The following is a 15,750-nucleotide window of genomic DNA, read 5'->3' as shown; positions in this document are numbered from 1 at the left end:
AGCAGGGCCTGTGGCCCCTGGAGAAGGCGGCGAGCATCCCCCGGCCGCTGCTGCGCAGCTTCATGTTGAAGGGGGTGCGCAGCCAGGAGGGGTGGATGCAGGCGGGGCCGGAGCCGCGGGACGTGCTGCGCTTCGCTCGCGTCAACCTGAGCGACGAGCGGGGTTGGCCAGAGGGGCCCTTCGAGCTCATCTTCTGCCGCAACGTCCTCATCTACTTCGGGGCCGAGGCGCGAGCCCAGGCGTTGAGCGCCCTGCTGCGGCGGCTGCCCCCCACGGGCTACCTCTTCCTCGGGCACGCGGAGAGCCTCACCGGCAGCGCCGAGCCCGCCCGCTGCGTGGCCCCCAACATCTACTGCGCGAAGTCCTAGAGGGGCGCGAATCAGACCGAGGGCGGGGTCATCGCTGAATCAAGGCACGCTTTCGGGCTTGTTCGAGAAGAGCGCATGGAAGAGGGTCGTCTCTGGAGGCTCTTTCCATTCCACCACGAGCGGGACAGGGGTTTCGGCGACTTCGCGGGGAAGTGCGCTGACGCCGAACGTTGCCTCGATCTTCCTGGCGAAGACCTCGGCGGGGTGTCGCATCTGGGGCGGGAGGGGCTCGAAGCTGACCGTGGAGCTGAGCCGCACCTTGCCAGCGCGCTCGAATTCGATTCCGTAAATCATGTAGATGGGCGCCAGGATGCTGATGCAGCCCACGACGACCCAGTCGAACGGTGGGAGCGGCCGGCCTTTGACCGGGTAGGCGACACAACGGAAGCATGCGTCCGGGGTCGCGGTGCCATCTCCAATGGTGAAGCCGGGGAGCGCTCGATCGAGCTCACCCAGGAACGCATGCCATCGGTCGACCTGCTGGAGCTTCTCTTCCCAAAGGGCTTCGCGCTTGTAGTCCTCGGGACTCATCTCCTGGGTGATGTGCTGATACCTGTCCGAGCGCCAATAGTTCTTCGCAACGGAAAGCAGGTGCTCCGCGGACAGGTTCATGGGCTCAGGGGACGAATTCACCGAATTGAACGGGGATGGTTTTTTCGTGGCATGCCGTCTTCACGCGCGAGCCACGGACGGATGCGTCCAGCAGGTTTCCGAACGTCTTCTTGAAGGCCTCGCACAACAGGCCGAGACCGGACGCCGGTGTCGCGGAGCCGAAGACGAGCCGCGCTGCCTCGTTGGCGCGTTCTGCCGCGATGCGCTGGGCGAGCGGGAGGGAAAAAGGGCTGTCATCGTTCTCGATGGGCACATCCACGCCAAACCTGCAGAGGAAGGCCTCTCCCGTGCTCCTCTTGATGTTGACGTGAACGCATGCCGCGCGCCAGCCGCCTGGCTTCTTGCCGCGCTGCTTGACGACCGTGACGAACTGGAAGTGTCTGGGCTCGATCTGCCCTGTGACGATGGTTCTGGTGACGGGTGTCACACATCCCGAGAGCAGGAGCGATATGGCGAGCGCGTAACGTCGTGCGGTCGGGCTTCTCGCGGATACGGTCCAAGCCATCGGCATGCGCGGGGGGACCCTATTTGATGCGCTCCAGCGCCAGATCGAACAGGGTCATCTCCAGGCGCTCGGCGTCCTTCTCGGAGAGGCCCTGCACGGCGAAGGCGACGCGGTGGGTGCCAATCTTGCGCTGCACCGCGACCACCTTCGCGCGCCCCACCAGCGGCTCCGCGGCGCCCGGCAGCCGCAGCGAGAAGCCGTGCAGGTCCGACTCCGACGGAGGCCTGTGCAGCATCACCGAGAAGCCCCCCAGCGAGACGTCCAACGTGATGGTGCGGAGCTGCTCGCCCGGCAGGCTCAGGTCCACCTGCAGCCCCTGGGCGACCCGGAAGTTGCGCCGGGCGGACTGGCCCGGGGGAAGGCTCATGCCCTGCGCGGCCGTCAGCGCCCGCGCGAACTGCTCCCGGGCCGCCGCATAGCGCCGCTTCTCCTCTTCCGGGAGCTGCCCCTTGCGCGCTCGCGCGTGCAGCGCCCGGAACTGTTCCACCCAGAGATTGGCGCCCATCACGACCCCTTACGGTTTCACGGAGGGGTGATGCCCACACGCTCGAGCGCGAAGTCGACGAGGAATCCCTCCAGCATCTCGGACTCGCGCTCGGTGAGATCCAGGAAGGCGAACGAGGCGCGGTGCTTGTCGGCCCGCTGGAACTGCGACACCACCCGCACCCGGCCCGCCAGCCCCGTGCCATCCGGCAGCTGCAGCAGCGCGCTGGGCCGCTCCTTCGGGTCCACCGCGTGCGGCAGCATCACCGAGAAGCCACCCGCCGAGATGTCCAGCGTGTTGGTCCACACGTTGCCATAGGCCATCTGCAGCTCCACTGGCAGCTGGTGGGCCACCCGGTAGTGCTTGCGTGCCTCGGCGCCGTCGAGCATCAGGCCCTGGGCATTGAGCAGCGCCCGCGCGAACTGCTCCCGCGCCGCCAGGTAGGCCGGCCGCTCGGACTCCGTCAGTTGTCCCTGCCGCGACTTGGCGTGGAGATCGCGGAACTCATCGATGAACTGGATCACACCCATGGTGTCGCTCCTGTGTCCCCGTACTTTCTGGGAATTTCGCTCTCTCGTCCATCAGGGAGTGGGCGTCAGCCCCAGGTTGCGAGCGGCCTCGCGGAAGGTTTCCACCGCGGGTGTGTCTTGCCGCACCAGCTCCGGGCTGCTCCGGTCCACGCGGAAGAGGCCAAAGCGGGGCGCGTAGCCCTCGGCCCACTCGAAGTTGTCGATCAGACTCCAGTGGAAGTAGCCGCGCACGTCCGCCCCCGCCGCCACCGCCTGCTCCACCGCGTACAGGTGGCTGCGCAGGTAGTAGGGACGGCGCTCGCCGCTCCGGTCATCCATCCCGTTCTCCGTGACGACGAGCGGCAGGCCGAAGGCCGCGTAGCGCTTGAGCAAGAGGTAGAGGCCCTCGGGGTAGAGCTCCCAGCCCAGGTCGTTGGTGTCGTACCCCGCGGGTACGTACTTGTGGGAGAAGGAGGGGGAGGCGTCCTGCCGGACGTGGTCGCGCGAGTAGTAGTTGAGACCGAAGTAGTCGAGGGAGCCCTTCAGGCCGGGCACCTCGCGCCGCAGGGACACCGAGCCGGGCACGGAGAGCGAGATGCGGCCGGTGCGCAGGGCGTTGGGGACGCTCTCGTTGAAGAACTCGTCGGTGAGGCCGGCCACGGCGATGTCCGTGGTGGAGCCGCTGGCGGGCTGGAAGACGCGCACGTGGTGGGCGAGCCCCACGAGGGTGGCCTTGCCGTCCCCATCCGCGTCCACCAGGTCATGGGTGCGCAGCTGGCGCGCGGCGCGGGCGTGGGCCTCGATGAGGTGGGCCAGCACGGTGGCCATGGCCTTCGTGTCCTTCTTGCCCGGGGGCCAGACGCCGTCCATGTAGCCGAACACCGCGAGCACGTTGGGCTCGTTGATGGTGCACCACCAGTCCACCTCGCCCCCGAGCAGGTCGGCCACCCGGCCCGCGAAGCGCTCGAAGGCGTCCAGGGTGGCGGGGTTCTCCCAGCCCCCGGACTCGGCCACCCAGGTGGGCAGGGTGAAGTGGTAGAGCGTCACCAGGGGCTCAATCCCCTGGGCGCGCAGGGCCTGGGCCCACTGGCGGTAGCGCGCCGCGGCCTCGCTGTCCCAGGCGCCGGGGGTGGGCTCCAGCCGGCTCCACTCCACGCTGAAGCGGTAGGCGTTGGAGCCCAGGCGCTTCATCAACTTCACGTCCTCGTCGAAGCGGTTCCACGAGTCGGTGGCCGGGCCGGACACGCTCCGGTCGTGGATGTGGGGCGTGCCGTCCGGGAAGCTGGCGCGCTCCCAGCGGGCCCAGTCGTTCTCGTTGCCGCCCTCGACCTGGTGGCTGGCGGTGGAGGCGCCGAGGAGGAAGCCGCGAGGCAGTCCCTTGCCGAGGGGGGCGGCGTTCACCTTCTCCGGCTCGAAGGAGGGGCGCTGCTCGCCGCAGCCGGCGAGGAGGGCGAGGCCAAGGCCAAGGACGAGGGAGCGGGGGCTCATGGCGGGGCTCCAGCGAGGGAGGACGGGCGGGCGGAGAGGCCCACGGTGAGCATCGCGGACTGGGCGTTGCCGAGGCGGAAGGCGAAGCCCTCGACGCGCAGGCTCAGGGCGGAGGAGAGGGGGAGGCTGGCCCAGGCGCGGGCACCGAGGGGCAGCACGTAGGCGAGGCCCACGCCGCGCCACGAGGCGCCGAGGTGGGCGGGGACGAGGCCGTGCAGGTCGAGCAGGCCGGCATGCAGGTCCACGGGGCCCACGCGGTAGAGGGCTTTGAGCGAGGGCAGCACCTGGAGGGCGGGCCGCGCGGCGTAGGCGAGGCCGAGCACGGGACCGCCGACGAGGCTCCAGTGCTCGCCGGTGTAGCCGACGCGGGCGGTGAGGGTGAGGCTGGCCCCGGCGCCGCCGCGCCGCACGGGCAGGAGGGAGAGGACACCGCCCTCGAGGGTGAGGCCGCCGAGGAGGAGGTGGCCCGAGGCCGCCTGGGCGGCGAAGGAGTCCATCCACGCGCCCCCGCCGTGGGTGAAGCCGCCGGAGAGGGCGCCGAGGTCCACGTGCAGCTCCGAGCCGGGCAGGGCGCGCGTCGGCGAGGCGGTGGGCGGGGAGTCGCCGTCGTGCGACTGCGCGTGCGCGGGCGGAGCCACGGCGAGCACGAGGAGGACCAGCAAAAGGGGACGCATGGCAGGTCGAACCATAGCCGGGCGGAATGACCTGTTGAAACCTGGGAGCCCCCGGGCTTTTCGCTCCGGGTGCGTCCCTTCTTCCCTCTGGGAGAGGGTCGGGAGGTGGGGCTACTCTAGTAGGCGCGACATCGCTATCTGGGAGGTACTCGTGAGCAACTGGGGAGTGCTCCTGAGCATGCTTGCCCTCCTGACCGGAGCGTGCGGCCATGGGGCCGGCGGTGTCCGCGACGGAGCCGCTGTGCCGTGGATTGAACGCGACGAGCCCGAAGAGGGCGTGCGCGTCAAAGGGAACTCCGTTGTTGCCCGCATTCATGCATTGATTGCGCAGGGACAGCTTGCCGAGGCGGAGGTGCTCATCGCGGAGTCCAGTGCCGCGGGGTTGCTGTCCAAACCGCAAGCCACCCGGTTGCTGGAGAGCATCGCCAAGCTCAACACGAAGCTGGGGGAGGTTCCCGCGCGCCTCCAGCGGGCAAAGGACTTCCCCTCGCAGCTCAAGGACTACACGCTGTATCAGATCCAGAAGATGTTGGATGACGGAGACTTCAGCCTCGCGACCAAGGCCCAGTTGAAGGAGGCCGCCAAGCTCATCAAAGAACAGTCGCGCCTCATGGAGAAGCTCTAGAGGAGCCAATGGCACATCCCAGTCTCGAAGAGATGATGGCCAGGATGCGAGCGGCTCGGGATGCCGGCTCGGTCAATGAAGCAAGTCCGGAGCAACTCCAGCAGCTCCGGACGCTGGCGCGAGAGTGCCCAGCGTTCACGCCCAACCTTTTGGAACTCGCACGGCTGTTGCGACTGACCGATCAGCCCGAAGTGGGGACGGAAGAGGCGTTCGCGGAGATTCAGCGACTCCTCGATCAGGCTGTCCTGGCCTCGGGCCGGAGCGCTCCAGCCCTGCTGGAGCTTGCCCATTTCACCGACACCTTCCTCGCTTCACCCGAGCAGGCGGAGAAGCTCTTCGAGGAGAGCGTGTCGAGCGCCCTGCATGCCCTCGAGAACTCGTGGGCCGGGCTCATCGACTTCTGGGTGATGGAGCGCAGGAAGGACACACTGGAGAAGGCCCTGAAGCTCGGCGAGCTGGCGGAGCGGGTCTTCCCGGAGTCCCCTCGCATCCTGAACGTCGTGGAGGATGCGAGGGAGAAGGCCGCCCGCGCTGGTCTCCTGCCGTCAGACGAGCGTTGACGGAGTAGCACCCGCGTACTCCGGGGAGGCACGTCTCGTCCCCCGCGTGGACATGGGCCTCGCCGCGCCTCCCGGCCACCCCCGAGGGCTGGAGGCTGGGGGCAGGTTACATGCTGGGGCGCGGCTCCGTCTCGGCGCCCGAGGCCACCACCGACAGCGTGAAGGTGAAGGTGCTGCCCCGGCCCAGCTGGCTCTCCGCCCAGATGCGGCCGCCGTGCGCCTCGACAATCCCCTTGGCGATGTAGAGCCCCAGGCCCGTGCCCCGGCTCTCCGCTTCCTTCGCCTGCCAGTAGCGCTCGAAGACGTGCGGCAGCGCCTCGGGCCGGATGCCGGTGCCCGTGTCCCGCACCCAGAGCTGCACCTCGCCCCGCTGCACCCGCGCCCCCAGCGTGAGCAGCCCGCCGTCCGACGTGAACTTCACCGCGTTGCCCAGCAGGTTGCCCAGCACCTGCAACACCCGCGTCCGGTCGCACTTCACCCGCACGTCCCCGTGCGGCAGCTCCGCCATCACCCGCAGCCCTCGCGCCTCCGCCAGCGGCCGCACGCTCTCCAGCGCCTCCGTCACCAGCGACGTCACGCCGTGCACCGACGGCTCCAGCGGCAGTCCGCCCGCTTCGATCCGGCCCCAGTCCAGCAGGTCCGAGATGAGCCGGCCCATCCGCTCCGCCGCCGCCTGGATGCGGCCCGCCTGCTTCTGCACCTGCTCGCCGCCCGGCTTGCCCTGCGAGCCCCGCAGCAGCAGCGCCGAGGCGAGCTGCACCACGCCCAGCGGGTTCTTCAAGTCATGTGACACCACCGCCAGCAGGTCCTCGCGCGCCCGCGTGGCCCGCCGCGACTCGCCGAAGAGCCGCGCGTTGTCGATGGCCAGGCTCGCCCGCACGCACAGGTCCTCCGCCAGCGCCAGGTCGCTCGGGCCGTAGCGCCGCCCCGAGGCCCCCGACACGAACGTCACCGCCCCCAGCGTGTGCCCCCGCGCCCTCAGCGGGATGATCATGTACGAGCGCGCCTGCAGCCGGCTGAGCAGCGCCGGGTGCTCGGGCTCGCTGGCGGCGGCACGCAACAGCGAGTCCGTCACCGCGGGCACCAGCTCCGGCTCGCCCGTGTGCAGCACGCGCAGCACGCCCACCGGGGCCTCGCGCCGCTCGAAGCGCCTGGGCAGCGCGCGGGCCTGCTCGGCCTGGGTCGGGTCCAGGTGCGCCACCGCCACGCGGGACACCCACGCGCCCTGCTCCACCGCGTCCACGAGGCACCAGTCCGCCAGGTCCGGCACCGCCAGGTGCGCCAGCAGCGTGTACATGCCCTGCGGATCCGGCGGGTGGGCGAAGAGCGTCGTCATCGCCTGGTAGAGGAAGGACTGGCGGCGCTCGGCCGCTTCCACCTCGGCCCGGGAGGCCTGCTCCAGCGCGAGGGCGCGCGAGTAGACCGTCTCCGCCTCGGTGAGGGGGCGGACCAGCACCAGCATCCCCGCCGTGCCCTCTCCTTTCTCGAGTGGAGTGAAGGTGAAGCCGTGGGGCCGGGGACCGGTCGCGCTCGGCCAGGTGGCCTCCACCGAGTGGGGCGCGCCCGTGGTCCGCGCCACCGCCCGCCCGGAGTCCAGCAGGGCACCTTCCTCGGCTCCGAGGGCCAGCCCCGCCCACCGCTGGCCGATGAGCAGCTCGGGCACCAGCCCCAACACCTGGGCTCCCGCCGTGCTGCAGGCCACCACCCGGCCGGCCTCATCGAGAAGGTAGGCGGGCTCCGGTAGGGCCTTGAAGGCCAGCTCGAATCCGGACGCGGGAGAGGTCATGGTGACGCCGCAACGGTCGGGGACGGACTCCTCTTCATTTCATGCCCCCGGAGTACCGTCCATCCTGGCCGTGGAGCGGGCCGGCGGGCGTCCATTGGAAGATAGTTCCCACGTGCGCCAGGTGCCCCTCCTTCACGCTCCTCCGGCCTCCAGGCCAGCGAGCTCACGGAAGCGTCGGGGGAAGTCCTCCAGGGCCAGCACCTCATCGGTCACGCCCGCCGCCACCGCCACCCCCGGCATGCCATAGATGACCGAGGTGGCCTCGTCCTGCGCCAGCACCCAGCCCCCCGCTTCATGTACCTCTCGCAAACCGTCCAGCCCATCCTGTCCCATCCCCGTGAGGACGGCGGCGGCCATGGCGGACCCGAAGGCCTGGGTGACCGAGCGGTAGAGCCACGTGCCCGAGGGCCGGAAGCCGCCGACCGGGGCGGCGTTCGACACCGCCACGCGCCTGTCCGCCCGCACGCCGAGGTGACGGTCGTCCGGAGCGATGTACACGACGCCCGGGCGCAGGGCCTCGCCCTCCTCGGCCACCTTCACCTCCAGCGGGCACACGCTGTCGAGCCACGTGGCCAGTCCCTTGGCGAAGCCCAGGGCGATGTGCTGCACCACGAGGATGGGCAGCGGGAAGGTGGCGGGCAGTTGCGAGAGGATGCGGTGCAGCGCCGCGGGGCCGCCGGTGGAGGCGGCGATGGCGAGCACGGCCGGCCGCACCCGGCGCGGCTGCACCGTGGAAGGCCGCGGCGTGGGGGAGTCCTCGCGCGTGGGCCAGTGGCGGATGACCTTCACCTCGGCCATGGCCTTCACCGTGTCGCGCAGCCGGCGCGCCTCCACCTCGAAGTCCGGCGCCTGGGGGCCCACCAGCTTCTGCAGCACCGCCAGCGCCCCGGCCCTCAGCGCGGCCATGGACGTCTGGATGTCGCGCTCCACCAGCGTGGACACCACCACCACGGGCGTGGGCACCTCCGTCATGATGCGCCGGGTGGCCTCCAGGCCATCCATGTTCGGCATCTGGATGTCCATGGTGACGAGGTGGGGCCGCAGGCGGCGCGTGAGCTCCAGCGCCTCCACGCCGTCCCGTGCCTCGCCCACCACCTCGAAGGCGGGATCGGCCCGGAGGATTTCCACCAGCAGGCGGCGGGCGGTGGGGGAGTCCTCGGCGACGAGGACACGGAGCTTGTCGGGCTTCATAGGAGCTGCCTCAGGGTTTCCAACAAATGGGTCTGGTCGAAAGCGCTCTTCACCAGGTAGGCGCTGGCCCCCACCTGGAGACCGCGCGCCTTGTCCTCGGGCCTGGCGCGCGCGGTGACGAGCACCACGGGCAGGCGGCCGAAGCGCGGCGAGCCCCGCACGGCCTCGGTGAGGGAGAAGCCGTCCATGCGCGGCATCTCCACGTCCGAGACGAGGGCGTCGGCCCCCTCCGCCTGCAGCCGCTCCCAGGCCTCCTGTCCGTCCACGCACGCCAGCACGTCATAGCCGGCCGCCTCGAGGATGCTCCGCTCCAGGGTGCGGGTGGTCATCGAGTCGTCGGCGAGCAGCACGCGCTTGCGGGCCTTCTTCTCGATGGGCGTGGGGAAGAGGCCGACCGGGGAGGTGCGGCCCTCGGCGGCGCGCACGAGGGAGTGGGCGTTGAGCAGCGGGGCCATGCGCCCGTCGGGCAGCACCGCCATGCCCGAGACGTGGCGCGCGCGGCGGATGCGGGGGCCGAGGCCTCGAATGAGCACCTCCTGCTCGGCCACCACCTCGTCCACCACCAGCACGGCGCGCACCTCGCCCGAGGCCAGCACCATGGCGCCGGGGCGCGGGCGGGGCGAGCCCGCGGGCAGGCCGAGCACCGTCGTCAGCGGGGCGAGCGGCACCAGGGCCTCGGGGGCGGCCCACATCTGCCGGCCCTCCACCACCCGCACGTCCGCGGGCTCCAGGCGCAGCAGGCGCGCCACGCTCTCCCCGGCCACCGCGAAGGACTGCCCGCCCGCCGTCACCAGCAGCACCCGCAGGGTGCTGAGCGTGAGGGGCACGTCCAGGACGAAGCGCGTGCCCTGGCCCGGCTGGAAGGACACGTCCACGCTGCCGCGCAGCGCCTCCACCTGCGAGCGCACCACGTCCAGCCCCACCCCCCGGCCGGACACCGACGTCACCGAGGCCGCCGTGGACAGGCCGGACAGGAAGATGAGCCGCGCGTCCCCGGCGTCCTCCAGCACGGGCAGGCCCCGCTCCCGGGCCCGCGTGCGGATGGCGCCCAGGTCCAGCCCCCGCCCATCGTCCTCCACCACCACCTCCACCCGGCCTCCGCGCAGCCGCGCCGTCAGCGTCACCCGCCCCTCCTCGGGCTTGCCCGCCTCGCGCCGCGCCTCCGGGGCCTCCATCCCGTGCGCCACCGCGTTGCGCACCAGGTGCATCAGCGGCTCGCGCAGGCCCTGCAGCAGCGAGCGGTCCAGCTCCAGCGCTCCACCATGCACCTCCAGCCGCACCTGCTTGTCCGCGGCGCGCGCCAGGTCCCGCACGTTGCGCTCCATCCCCGCGCACGCCTCGGCGAAGGGCAGGGTGCGCGCGCGCCGCACCTCGTCGTCCAGGCCCCCCGTGGTCTGCAGCAGCGTGCGTTGATCCGCCGCGAGCGTCCGGCCGAGCTGCGCCAGTCGCAGCTCCAGCCGCCGTGCCGCCAGCTCGTCCGCGCCCCGCAGCCCGAGACGGAGCTGGTGCAGCTCCTCGCGCACCGCCTCCAGCGCCTCCACCCGTCCCTCCATCCGCAGGCCCGCCACGCGCAGCTCGCCGCTGCGGGCCAGCAGCGCGTCCAGCTTCTGGGCGGACACGCGCACGGGCAGCCCCTCCGCTCCGGGCGCGGGGGCCTCCACGGGGGGCGGGGACGGAGGCTGGGGCGCGGGGGCCTGGACGGGAGGCCTCGGGAGGGGTGGAGGCTCGGCGTGCGCGGGGCGGGACTCGGGCGCGTGCGCCGCCTCCGCCAGCCGGGGCAGCAGGGACTCCAGCGGCGAGCCCAGCAGGTCCTGCTTCTGCGCCAGCCGCCGTCCCGCGTCGTCCAGGGCGTCCGCGGTGCTGAAGCACAGCTCCATGAGGTCCGGGCGGGTGTTGCCCTCGCGCTGCACCGCGAGCAGCACCTCCTCCAACCAGTGGCAGGCCGTCTCGATGAGGCTCACGCTCACCGCGCGCGAGGCGCCCTTCACGCTGTGCACGGTGCGCAGCAGCGAGGTCATCAGCTCGCCGGTGCGCGCGGGGGTGGGGGCCTTCTCCAGGGCGAGCAGGTCTCGGTTGAGCGCGGCCACGTGCCCCTCGAGCTCCTCGAGGAACGTGGCCATCAGCGCCAGGGCGAGCCTGTCCCGGTCCATCGTCATGCGGTGCGCCCGTACTCGCCCAGCAGGCTCTTGAGCTTCTGGCCCATGGCGTTGAGGTCCTGCACCGCGCGCTCCGTCTGCCGGGTGCTGGTGAGCGACTGCTGGGTGGCCTGGCTCACGTCGCGCATGGCCTGCCGTATCTGGCCGATGCCGGTGGCCTGCTGGCTGGCGGAGGCCGAAATCTGCGCCGCGGTGAGCGAGGCCTGGGCGAGCAGATCTCCCAGCGCCTGGATGGTGGCGCCCGCCTGCGTCACCACCTTGGTGGCCGAGGCGACGCTCTTGGTCCCATCCTCGGTGGTCATCACCGCGCCCTGGGTGGCCTTCTGGATTTGACCGAGGATCTGCCGCACCTGGGCGGTGGCCTTCTTGGACTGGTCGGCCAGGGCCTTCACCTCGGAGGCCACCACGGCGAAGCCCCGGCCGTGCTCGCCGGCGCGGCTGGCCTCGATGGAGGCGTTGAGGGCCAGCATGTGCGTCTGCTCGGAGATGTCGTTGACGGTGGTGATGATGTCGCCGATGGCCTGGGCCTGCTCGGCCAGGGCGAGGATGCGCGAGGCGATGGACTCCACCTGCTCGCGCACGCTGGCCATGGCGGCGATGGCCTCGTCCACCGAGCGCCGGCCATTCCTTCCCACCTCTTCCGAGTGGCGGGCCGACTCACTCACGGCGCGGGCGCGGCCGGCGGCCTCCTCGGACGTCTGGGCGATCTCCTCGATGGTGCTCACCGTCTCGGCCACCGCGCTGCCCTGCTCCTGGGCGCCGGCCACCTGCTGGGTGGTGCTGGCGAGGATCTCCGCGGTGGTGGCGGCGAGCTGGTTGACGAACTCGGCCACCGTCCGCAGGGTGTGCTCGCGCTCCCCGGCCTGCTTCGTCAGCTGCGTCTCGGCCTGCTGCCGACGCTCGGCCATGGCGTTGAAGGCGCGCGCCAGCTCGCCCGTCTCGTCCTGGTTGTGCACGTCGATGCGGTGCTCGAAGTTGCCCCGGCCGATGTGGTCCGCGCCCGCCACCAGCTTGTCCAGCGGGTGGGTGATGGAGCGGGTGATGAGGATGCTGCCGAGGACGACGACGAGGGCGCCCAGCAGCGTGCCCGCGGCCAGGATGAGCCGGCTGCGCTCGGCACTCGTCCGGGCCTCGCGCTCGAAGAGGAGCCAGAGGTCGTCCTCGATCTCCAACATCTCGTTGAGTCCCGAGCGGATTTGATCCATGGACTGCCTGCCCCGGTCCGTTCGGACGACGTCCAGCGCGCCCTCGAGTCCCTTCTGCTGGCGCAGGCGGACGGTCTCCGCCATCTCGGTGAGCTTGTCGCGGATGAGGGGCTCGATGCGGGCCAGCCGCGCGCGCTGCTCGGGATCGTCGTTCAGTATCTTGTGCAGGCCGTCGAGGCGCATGGCCATGTCCTGGAGGGCCCGCTCGTAGGGCTCCAGGTAGCGCGCGTCCCCGGTGAGGAGGTAGCCGCGCTGGCCCGTCTCGGCGTCCAGGAGGATCGAGCGCACGTCCCGGATGGAGCGTGCCTGGTCGCGGCTCTCCACCAGCCCGTCGGCGGTCTGGGTGAGCTGGTGCGCCCCCTGGAAGGCCACCAGGGCCACGGTGAGCAGCACCAGCAGGCACAGGCCGAAGCCCGCGGCGATCTTCTTCCCGATGCTCATACGGCCCTTTCCTCGGAGATGTCGAAGAAGAGGCGACCATCCTTCAGCAGGGCCGCTCCCTCCAGCACGATGATTCCGTCGCGGCGGATGCCAGACACGAGCGCGCGCTCCTGGGGGCCGAGCGCCGCGGGGGCGGGCAGGAGCGTGTCGCGCGAGACGAGCAGCACCTCCTCCACCCGGTCGGCGCGCAGGCCCAGCTCCGGTCGGTCCGAGCCCACCACCAGCACGGGCCCGGGGGGGGTGGGGGCGGCCCGCCCGAAGAGGGGCGCGAGCTCCACCACCGCCAGCACCTCGCCGTGCAGCAGGACGAGGCCGCGCAGCACCTCGGGCGAGCCGGGCAGGGGCACGAGCTGCTCCGGGGCGCGCAGCACCTCCAGCACGAAGCGCGTCTCCAGCGCGTAGTCCTGCTCGCCGGAGCGGAAGTGCACCAGCTCCAGCAGGGGGCCGGCCTGGGTCTCCCGGGCGAGGGGGCGCGCCAGCGCGCGTGCGCGCTCGGCGAGCAGGGCCGCTTCGGCCTCGGGGGTGGAGGTGGTGGAGGCCTCGGTGGCGGCGGCGAGCCGGTCCAGCCTCCGATAGGCGGCGGCCCAGTCCAGCCCGCCGCCCTTCGCGTCATCGCCTCGCGGCATCAGTGCAGCTCCTCATGGGCTTCCAACCGGGTGCGCTCCGCGCGGGCCACCTCCGCCAGCCGGCCGGCGCGATCGCCCTCGGCCAGGGGGACTGGCGCGTCCGCGGGGAGCGTGGCGCACAGCGACTCGGCGGCGCGGAAGGCGCGCAGGGCGCCCGCTGTGTCCCCCTGACGCCGGAGGAGGTGGCCGAGCATGAGGTGGGCCACGGCCAGGGTGGGCTCGAGGTAGAGGGCCTGGCGCGCGGCGCGCTCGGACTCCTCCAGCCGGCCGAGGCCCATGAGCAGCAGGGCCTCGAGGTAGCGCAGCTCCACGGCCAGCGGGTGGCGCACGCTGGCCTCGGCGCAGGCGCGCACGGCGGCCTGGGCGTCGAGGTTGGCCAGGGCGCGCACCGCCATCGCCGCGGCCCCCGGGTCCTCCTGGAGTGCTCCGGCCTGTCGCGCCGCCTCGCGCCAGTCCCCGCGGGAGAGGGCCTGTCGCGCGCGCTCCAACTCCTCGGGCCCGGCGGAGGCAGCGGGAGGAGGCGCGGGCGCGGGGGGCGGTATCGCCACGGGCGGAGGAGGCGGCGGCGGTGTGGCGGGAAACGGCGAGGGCGTGGCGACGCGGTGGGAGGAGGGCCTCGCGCTGTCGCCCGCGACGGGCCGGCGGTAGACGACGCCCCAGTCGGTGAGGACCGTCTCGAAGTGCGCGAGTCCGATGAACGAGGGGTCCGACGGGCCGGGGATGAGGAAGCCCCCGTCGGCGAGCGAGGCGTAGAGTCGCCGGGCCACCGCCTCGATGGTGGGGCGGTTGAAGTAGATGAGGACGTTGCGGCAGAAGATGATGTCCATGCCCCAGATGCCGGAGGAGGCGGACGGCCAGGTGTCCTCGGCGAGGTTGAGGTAGCCGAACCGGACGCGGTCGCGCACCTCGGGAGCGAGGGAGTAGCGCCTGCCCTCCGGGTGCAGGAAGGGCCGCATGCGGTGGGCCTGGGGGCCGCGCAGGGACCACTCGCCATAGCTGGCCACCCGGGAGCGGGCCAGGGCGGCGCGCGACACGTCCGTGCCCCACACCTCCATCCGGCCTCCGTAGCCTTCCTCCAGGAGGAGCACCGCGAGCGAGTAGGGCTCCTCGCCCGAGGCGCAGCCCGCGCTCCATGCGCGCACCACGTGCCCGGGGCCGCGGCGCCGGGCGATGTCCCGGAGTACCTCGTAGCGCACGAAGTCGAAGTGCTCCGGGTTGCGGAAGAAGTACGTCTCCCCGATGGTGAGCTCCACCAGCAGGTCGTCCAGGGCGGCGGGGTCCGCCTCGAGCCGCAGGAGGTAGGCGTCGAAGTCGGCGGACAGGCCGGCGCGGGCCATGGCCCGGTCGATGCCCTCCATGGCGGCCGGCGGGCAACTCGGGGGCAAGAGGCCCGCGCGCGCGGCCACGAGGTCGAGGACGGCGACGTAGCCGGGGTGGCGCCAGGACTGGGTGCTGTCCATCACCGCGAGGCTCCTTCCTGCTCCGCGAGCGCCTCCTCCAATGCGAGCCCCTCCGCTTCGGAGAGGAAGGTACGCAGGTCGTGGAGGAGCACGAGCCCGTCAGGCAGCTTGATGGCGCCAGCGACGTAGCCCACGCCCGGCAGCTCCCCGGGTGACGGGTCGAGCTGGCCGGGCTCCAGGGCGAGCAGGCCCTCGGCACGGTCCACCCGCAGCGCGACGCGGCGGGGCCCGGCCTGAGCCACCACGAGGTGGTCCGAGGAGACGAGCGGGCGGACGGGCAAGCGGAAGCGCCGACGCATGTCCAGTACGGGGAGGAGCTCTCCCCGCAGGTCGAGCAGCCCCTCCACCACCGCGGGTGCTCGGGGCAGGGGGGTGAGGCGCACGGCCCGCACCAGCTCGCGCACGTCCTCCGTAGGCAGCGCGTAGCGGTGCCCCTCCAGTGTGAAGAGAAGGACCTCACGAGCCGTGGACGTCACCATGGGTCTCCCAATCGTGCGCAGTCTAGGCGCGAGGCGCTCGCCGCGGCCGCTCGCGTGTGGGGCAGCGGAGGATGCTGACAGGTGGTGGACGTCCTGTGTCCACGAGCCCACTTGTCCGGGTGTGACGGGGCCCGTGCGCGCATGTCACGTGAGTGGGCCTCTGGAGAGCACCTCGGCGGTGGTGGGCATGGAGGGTGCGTCGCCCTGGAAGGGGGCCTCCTGGCGGAGTGGGGGCGGGTGCCGCCTCACCCATGGGGGCTGCTCCATCTTCAAGGCATGGCGGAGCATGAGTCACCGTTGGAGGTGCACGGCCGCCTGCATCTCCACGACTTCATCCGGGGACACCGCATGCGCATCCAGGAGCAATGGGAGCGAGCGGTGCGCCTCCTGCCATCTCTGCAGGGCCTGCCCAACCCCCGGCTCGGCAGCCACCTGCCCCTGCTGCTCGACCGGGTAGCGGGGATGGTGGAGGGGCGCCACCTGGGCGAGCGCCGGGAGGTGGCGGAGACGCCGGAGCTCCATGTGCTGGAGCGGCTGGACCTGGGGTTCGACCTGGAGGAGGTGTCCGGCGAGTACTCCGC

16 protein-coding genes and 1 pseudogene are annotated in these 15,750 nt (G+C 71.9%); 4 read left to right on the top strand and 13 right to left on the bottom strand.

Features of this window, described 5'->3' with window-relative positions:
- On the top strand, nucleotides 1-368 hold a 368-nt coding region (locus VF697_RS20565), incomplete at its 5' end, for a CheR family methyltransferase (protein ID WP_331097501.1).
- Between the two features lie 39 nt (nucleotides 369-407).
- On the opposite strand, the gene VF697_RS20560 is transcribed toward VF697_RS20565, so the two are convergent.
- The 6 genes from VF697_RS20560 to VF697_RS20535 form a co-directional block, all read right to left on the bottom strand.
- The gene (locus VF697_RS20560) at nucleotides 408-980 is read right to left on the bottom strand and encodes a hypothetical protein (protein ID WP_331097499.1); all 573 of its coding nucleotides are present in this window, start codon (nucleotides 978-980) and stop codon (nucleotides 408-410) included.
- Nucleotides 981-984: 4 nt separating this feature from the next.
- The gene (locus VF697_RS20555) at nucleotides 985-1,407 is read right to left on the bottom strand and encodes a hypothetical protein (protein ID WP_331097497.1); all 423 of its coding nucleotides are present in this window, start codon (nucleotides 1,405-1,407) and stop codon (nucleotides 985-987) included.
- Nucleotides 1,408-1,504: 97 nt separating this feature from the next.
- Nucleotides 1,505-1,990: a PilZ domain-containing protein gene (locus tag VF697_RS20550; RefSeq protein WP_331097495.1), complete on the bottom strand. Its 486-nt coding sequence runs from the start codon at nucleotides 1,988-1,990 to the stop codon at nucleotides 1,505-1,507.
- A gap of 17 nt (nucleotides 1,991-2,007) precedes the next feature.
- Nucleotides 2,008-2,499, bottom strand: a complete 492-nt coding sequence (locus tag VF697_RS20545; RefSeq protein WP_331097493.1) for a PilZ domain-containing protein — start codon at nucleotides 2,497-2,499, stop codon at nucleotides 2,008-2,010.
- A 51-nt stretch (nucleotides 2,500-2,550) separates the two neighbouring features.
- Complete coding sequence (locus VF697_RS20540) at nucleotides 2,551-3,966, bottom strand: glycoside hydrolase family 1 protein (protein WP_331097492.1); 1,416 nt, start codon at nucleotides 3,964-3,966, stop codon at nucleotides 2,551-2,553.
- The gene (locus VF697_RS20535) at nucleotides 3,963-4,640 is read right to left on the bottom strand and encodes a hypothetical protein (protein ID WP_331097490.1); all 678 of its coding nucleotides are present in this window, start codon (nucleotides 4,638-4,640) and stop codon (nucleotides 3,963-3,965) included. The genes VF697_RS20540 and VF697_RS20535 overlap by 4 nt, the downstream gene beginning before the upstream one ends.
- Nucleotides 4,641-4,818: 178 nt before the next feature.
- On the opposite strand from VF697_RS20535, the gene VF697_RS20530 reads away from it, so the two are divergent.
- Complete coding sequence (locus VF697_RS20530; protein ID WP_331097488.1) at nucleotides 4,819-5,265, top strand: hypothetical protein; 447 nt, start codon at nucleotides 4,819-4,821, stop codon at nucleotides 5,263-5,265.
- A gap of 167 nt (nucleotides 5,266-5,432) precedes the next feature.
- Nucleotides 5,433-5,825: a hypothetical protein gene (locus VF697_RS20525; RefSeq protein ID WP_331097487.1), complete on the top strand. Its 393-nt coding sequence runs from the start codon at nucleotides 5,433-5,435 to the stop codon at nucleotides 5,823-5,825.
- Nucleotides 5,826-5,931: 106 nt separating this feature from the next.
- On the opposite strand, the gene VF697_RS20520 is transcribed toward VF697_RS20525, so the two are convergent.
- The 7 genes from VF697_RS20520 to VF697_RS20490 all read right to left on the bottom strand — a co-directional run bounded on the left by VF697_RS20520 (nucleotide 5,932) and on the right by VF697_RS20490 (nucleotide 15,169).
- The gene (locus tag VF697_RS20520; RefSeq protein WP_331097484.1) at nucleotides 5,932-7,611 is read right to left on the bottom strand and encodes an ATP-binding protein; all 1,680 of its coding nucleotides are present in this window, start codon (nucleotides 7,609-7,611) and stop codon (nucleotides 5,932-5,934) included.
- A gap of 132 nt (nucleotides 7,612-7,743) precedes the next feature.
- On the bottom strand, nucleotides 7,744-8,802 hold the full coding sequence (cheB, locus tag VF697_RS20515; protein ID WP_331097482.1) for a chemotaxis-specific protein-glutamate methyltransferase CheB: 1,059 nt from the start codon (nucleotides 8,800-8,802) through the stop codon (nucleotides 7,744-7,746).
- Entirely contained in the window at nucleotides 8,799-10,952 is a 2,154-nt protein-coding gene (locus tag VF697_RS20510) for a hybrid sensor histidine kinase/response regulator (RefSeq protein ID WP_331097504.1), read from the bottom strand. Before VF697_RS20510 ends, cheB begins: the two co-directional genes overlap by 4 nt.
- Before the next feature lie 2 nt (nucleotides 10,953-10,954).
- The gene (locus VF697_RS20505; protein ID WP_331097480.1) at nucleotides 10,955-12,604 is read right to left on the bottom strand and encodes a methyl-accepting chemotaxis protein; all 1,650 of its coding nucleotides are present in this window, start codon (nucleotides 12,602-12,604) and stop codon (nucleotides 10,955-10,957) included.
- Nucleotides 12,601-13,230, bottom strand: a complete 630-nt coding sequence (locus VF697_RS20500) for a chemotaxis protein CheW (protein WP_331097478.1) — start codon at nucleotides 13,228-13,230, stop codon at nucleotides 12,601-12,603. The genes VF697_RS20505 and VF697_RS20500 overlap by 4 nt, the downstream gene beginning before the upstream one ends.
- Nucleotides 13,230-14,690 carry a CheR family methyltransferase gene (locus VF697_RS20495; protein WP_331097503.1) on the bottom strand — a complete coding sequence of 487 codons (1,461 nt, stop codon included), beginning with the start codon at nucleotides 14,688-14,690 and terminating at the stop codon, nucleotides 13,230-13,232. Before VF697_RS20495 ends, VF697_RS20500 begins: the two co-directional genes overlap by 1 nt.
- Entirely contained in the window at nucleotides 14,690-15,169 is a 480-nt protein-coding gene (locus VF697_RS20490; protein WP_331097476.1) for a chemotaxis protein CheW, read from the bottom strand. The genes VF697_RS20495 and VF697_RS20490 overlap by 1 nt, the downstream gene beginning before the upstream one ends.
- A gap of 276 nt (nucleotides 15,170-15,445) precedes the next feature.
- Here VF697_RS20490 and VF697_RS20485 point away from each other — a divergent pair.
- Nucleotides 15,446-15,750: pseudogene (locus tag VF697_RS20485) on the top strand (histidine kinase); the annotation flags it as partial.

This window comes from Archangium sp., assembly GCF_036388035.1.
In the GTDB taxonomy this organism is placed as follows: domain Bacteria; phylum Myxococcota; class Myxococcia; order Myxococcales; family Myxococcaceae; genus Archangium.
This window is presented reverse-complemented; position numbering and strand designations above follow the sequence as displayed.

What these genes read in the sequence shown, in the direction of transcription:
- VF697_RS20535 (WP_331097490.1), bottom strand. Translation starts at nt 4,640, where the DNA reads ATGCGTCCCCTTTTGCTGGTCCTCCTCGTGCTCGCCGTGGCTCCGCCC.
- cheB (WP_331097482.1), bottom strand. Translation starts at nt 8,802, where the DNA reads ATGAAGCCCGACAAGCTCCGTGTCCTCGTCGCCGAGGACTCCCCCACC.
- VF697_RS20560 (WP_331097499.1), bottom strand. Translation starts at nt 980, where the DNA reads ATGAACCTGTCCGCGGAGCACCTGCTTTCCGTTGCGAAGAACTATTGG.
- VF697_RS20545 (WP_331097493.1), bottom strand. Translation starts at nt 2,499, where the DNA reads ATGGGTGTGATCCAGTTCATCGATGAGTTCCGCGATCTCCACGCCAAG.
- VF697_RS20550 (WP_331097495.1), bottom strand. Translation starts at nt 1,990, where the DNA reads ATGGGCGCCAATCTCTGGGTGGAACAGTTCCGGGCGCTGCACGCGCGA.
- VF697_RS20510 (WP_331097504.1), bottom strand. Translation starts at nt 10,952, where the DNA reads ATGGACCGGGACAGGCTCGCCCTGGCGCTGATGGCCACGTTCCTCGAG.
- VF697_RS20505 (WP_331097480.1), bottom strand. Translation starts at nt 12,604, where the DNA reads ATGAGCATCGGGAAGAAGATCGCCGCGGGCTTCGGCCTGTGCCTGCTG.
- VF697_RS20520 (WP_331097484.1), bottom strand. Translation starts at nt 7,611, where the DNA reads ATGACCTCTCCCGCGTCCGGATTCGAGCTGGCCTTCAAGGCCCTACCG.
- VF697_RS20530 (WP_331097488.1), top strand. Translation starts at nt 4,819, where the DNA reads ATGCTTGCCCTCCTGACCGGAGCGTGCGGCCATGGGGCCGGCGGTGTC.
- VF697_RS20500 (WP_331097478.1), bottom strand. Translation starts at nt 13,230, where the DNA reads ATGCCGCGAGGCGATGACGCGAAGGGCGGCGGGCTGGACTGGGCCGCC.
- VF697_RS20540 (WP_331097492.1), bottom strand. Translation starts at nt 3,966, where the DNA reads ATGAGCCCCCGCTCCCTCGTCCTTGGCCTTGGCCTCGCCCTCCTCGCC.
- VF697_RS20490 (WP_331097476.1), bottom strand. Translation starts at nt 15,169, where the DNA reads ATGGTGACGTCCACGGCTCGTGAGGTCCTTCTCTTCACACTGGAGGGG.
- VF697_RS20495 (WP_331097503.1), bottom strand. Translation starts at nt 14,690, where the DNA reads ATGGACAGCACCCAGTCCTGGCGCCACCCCGGCTACGTCGCCGTCCTC.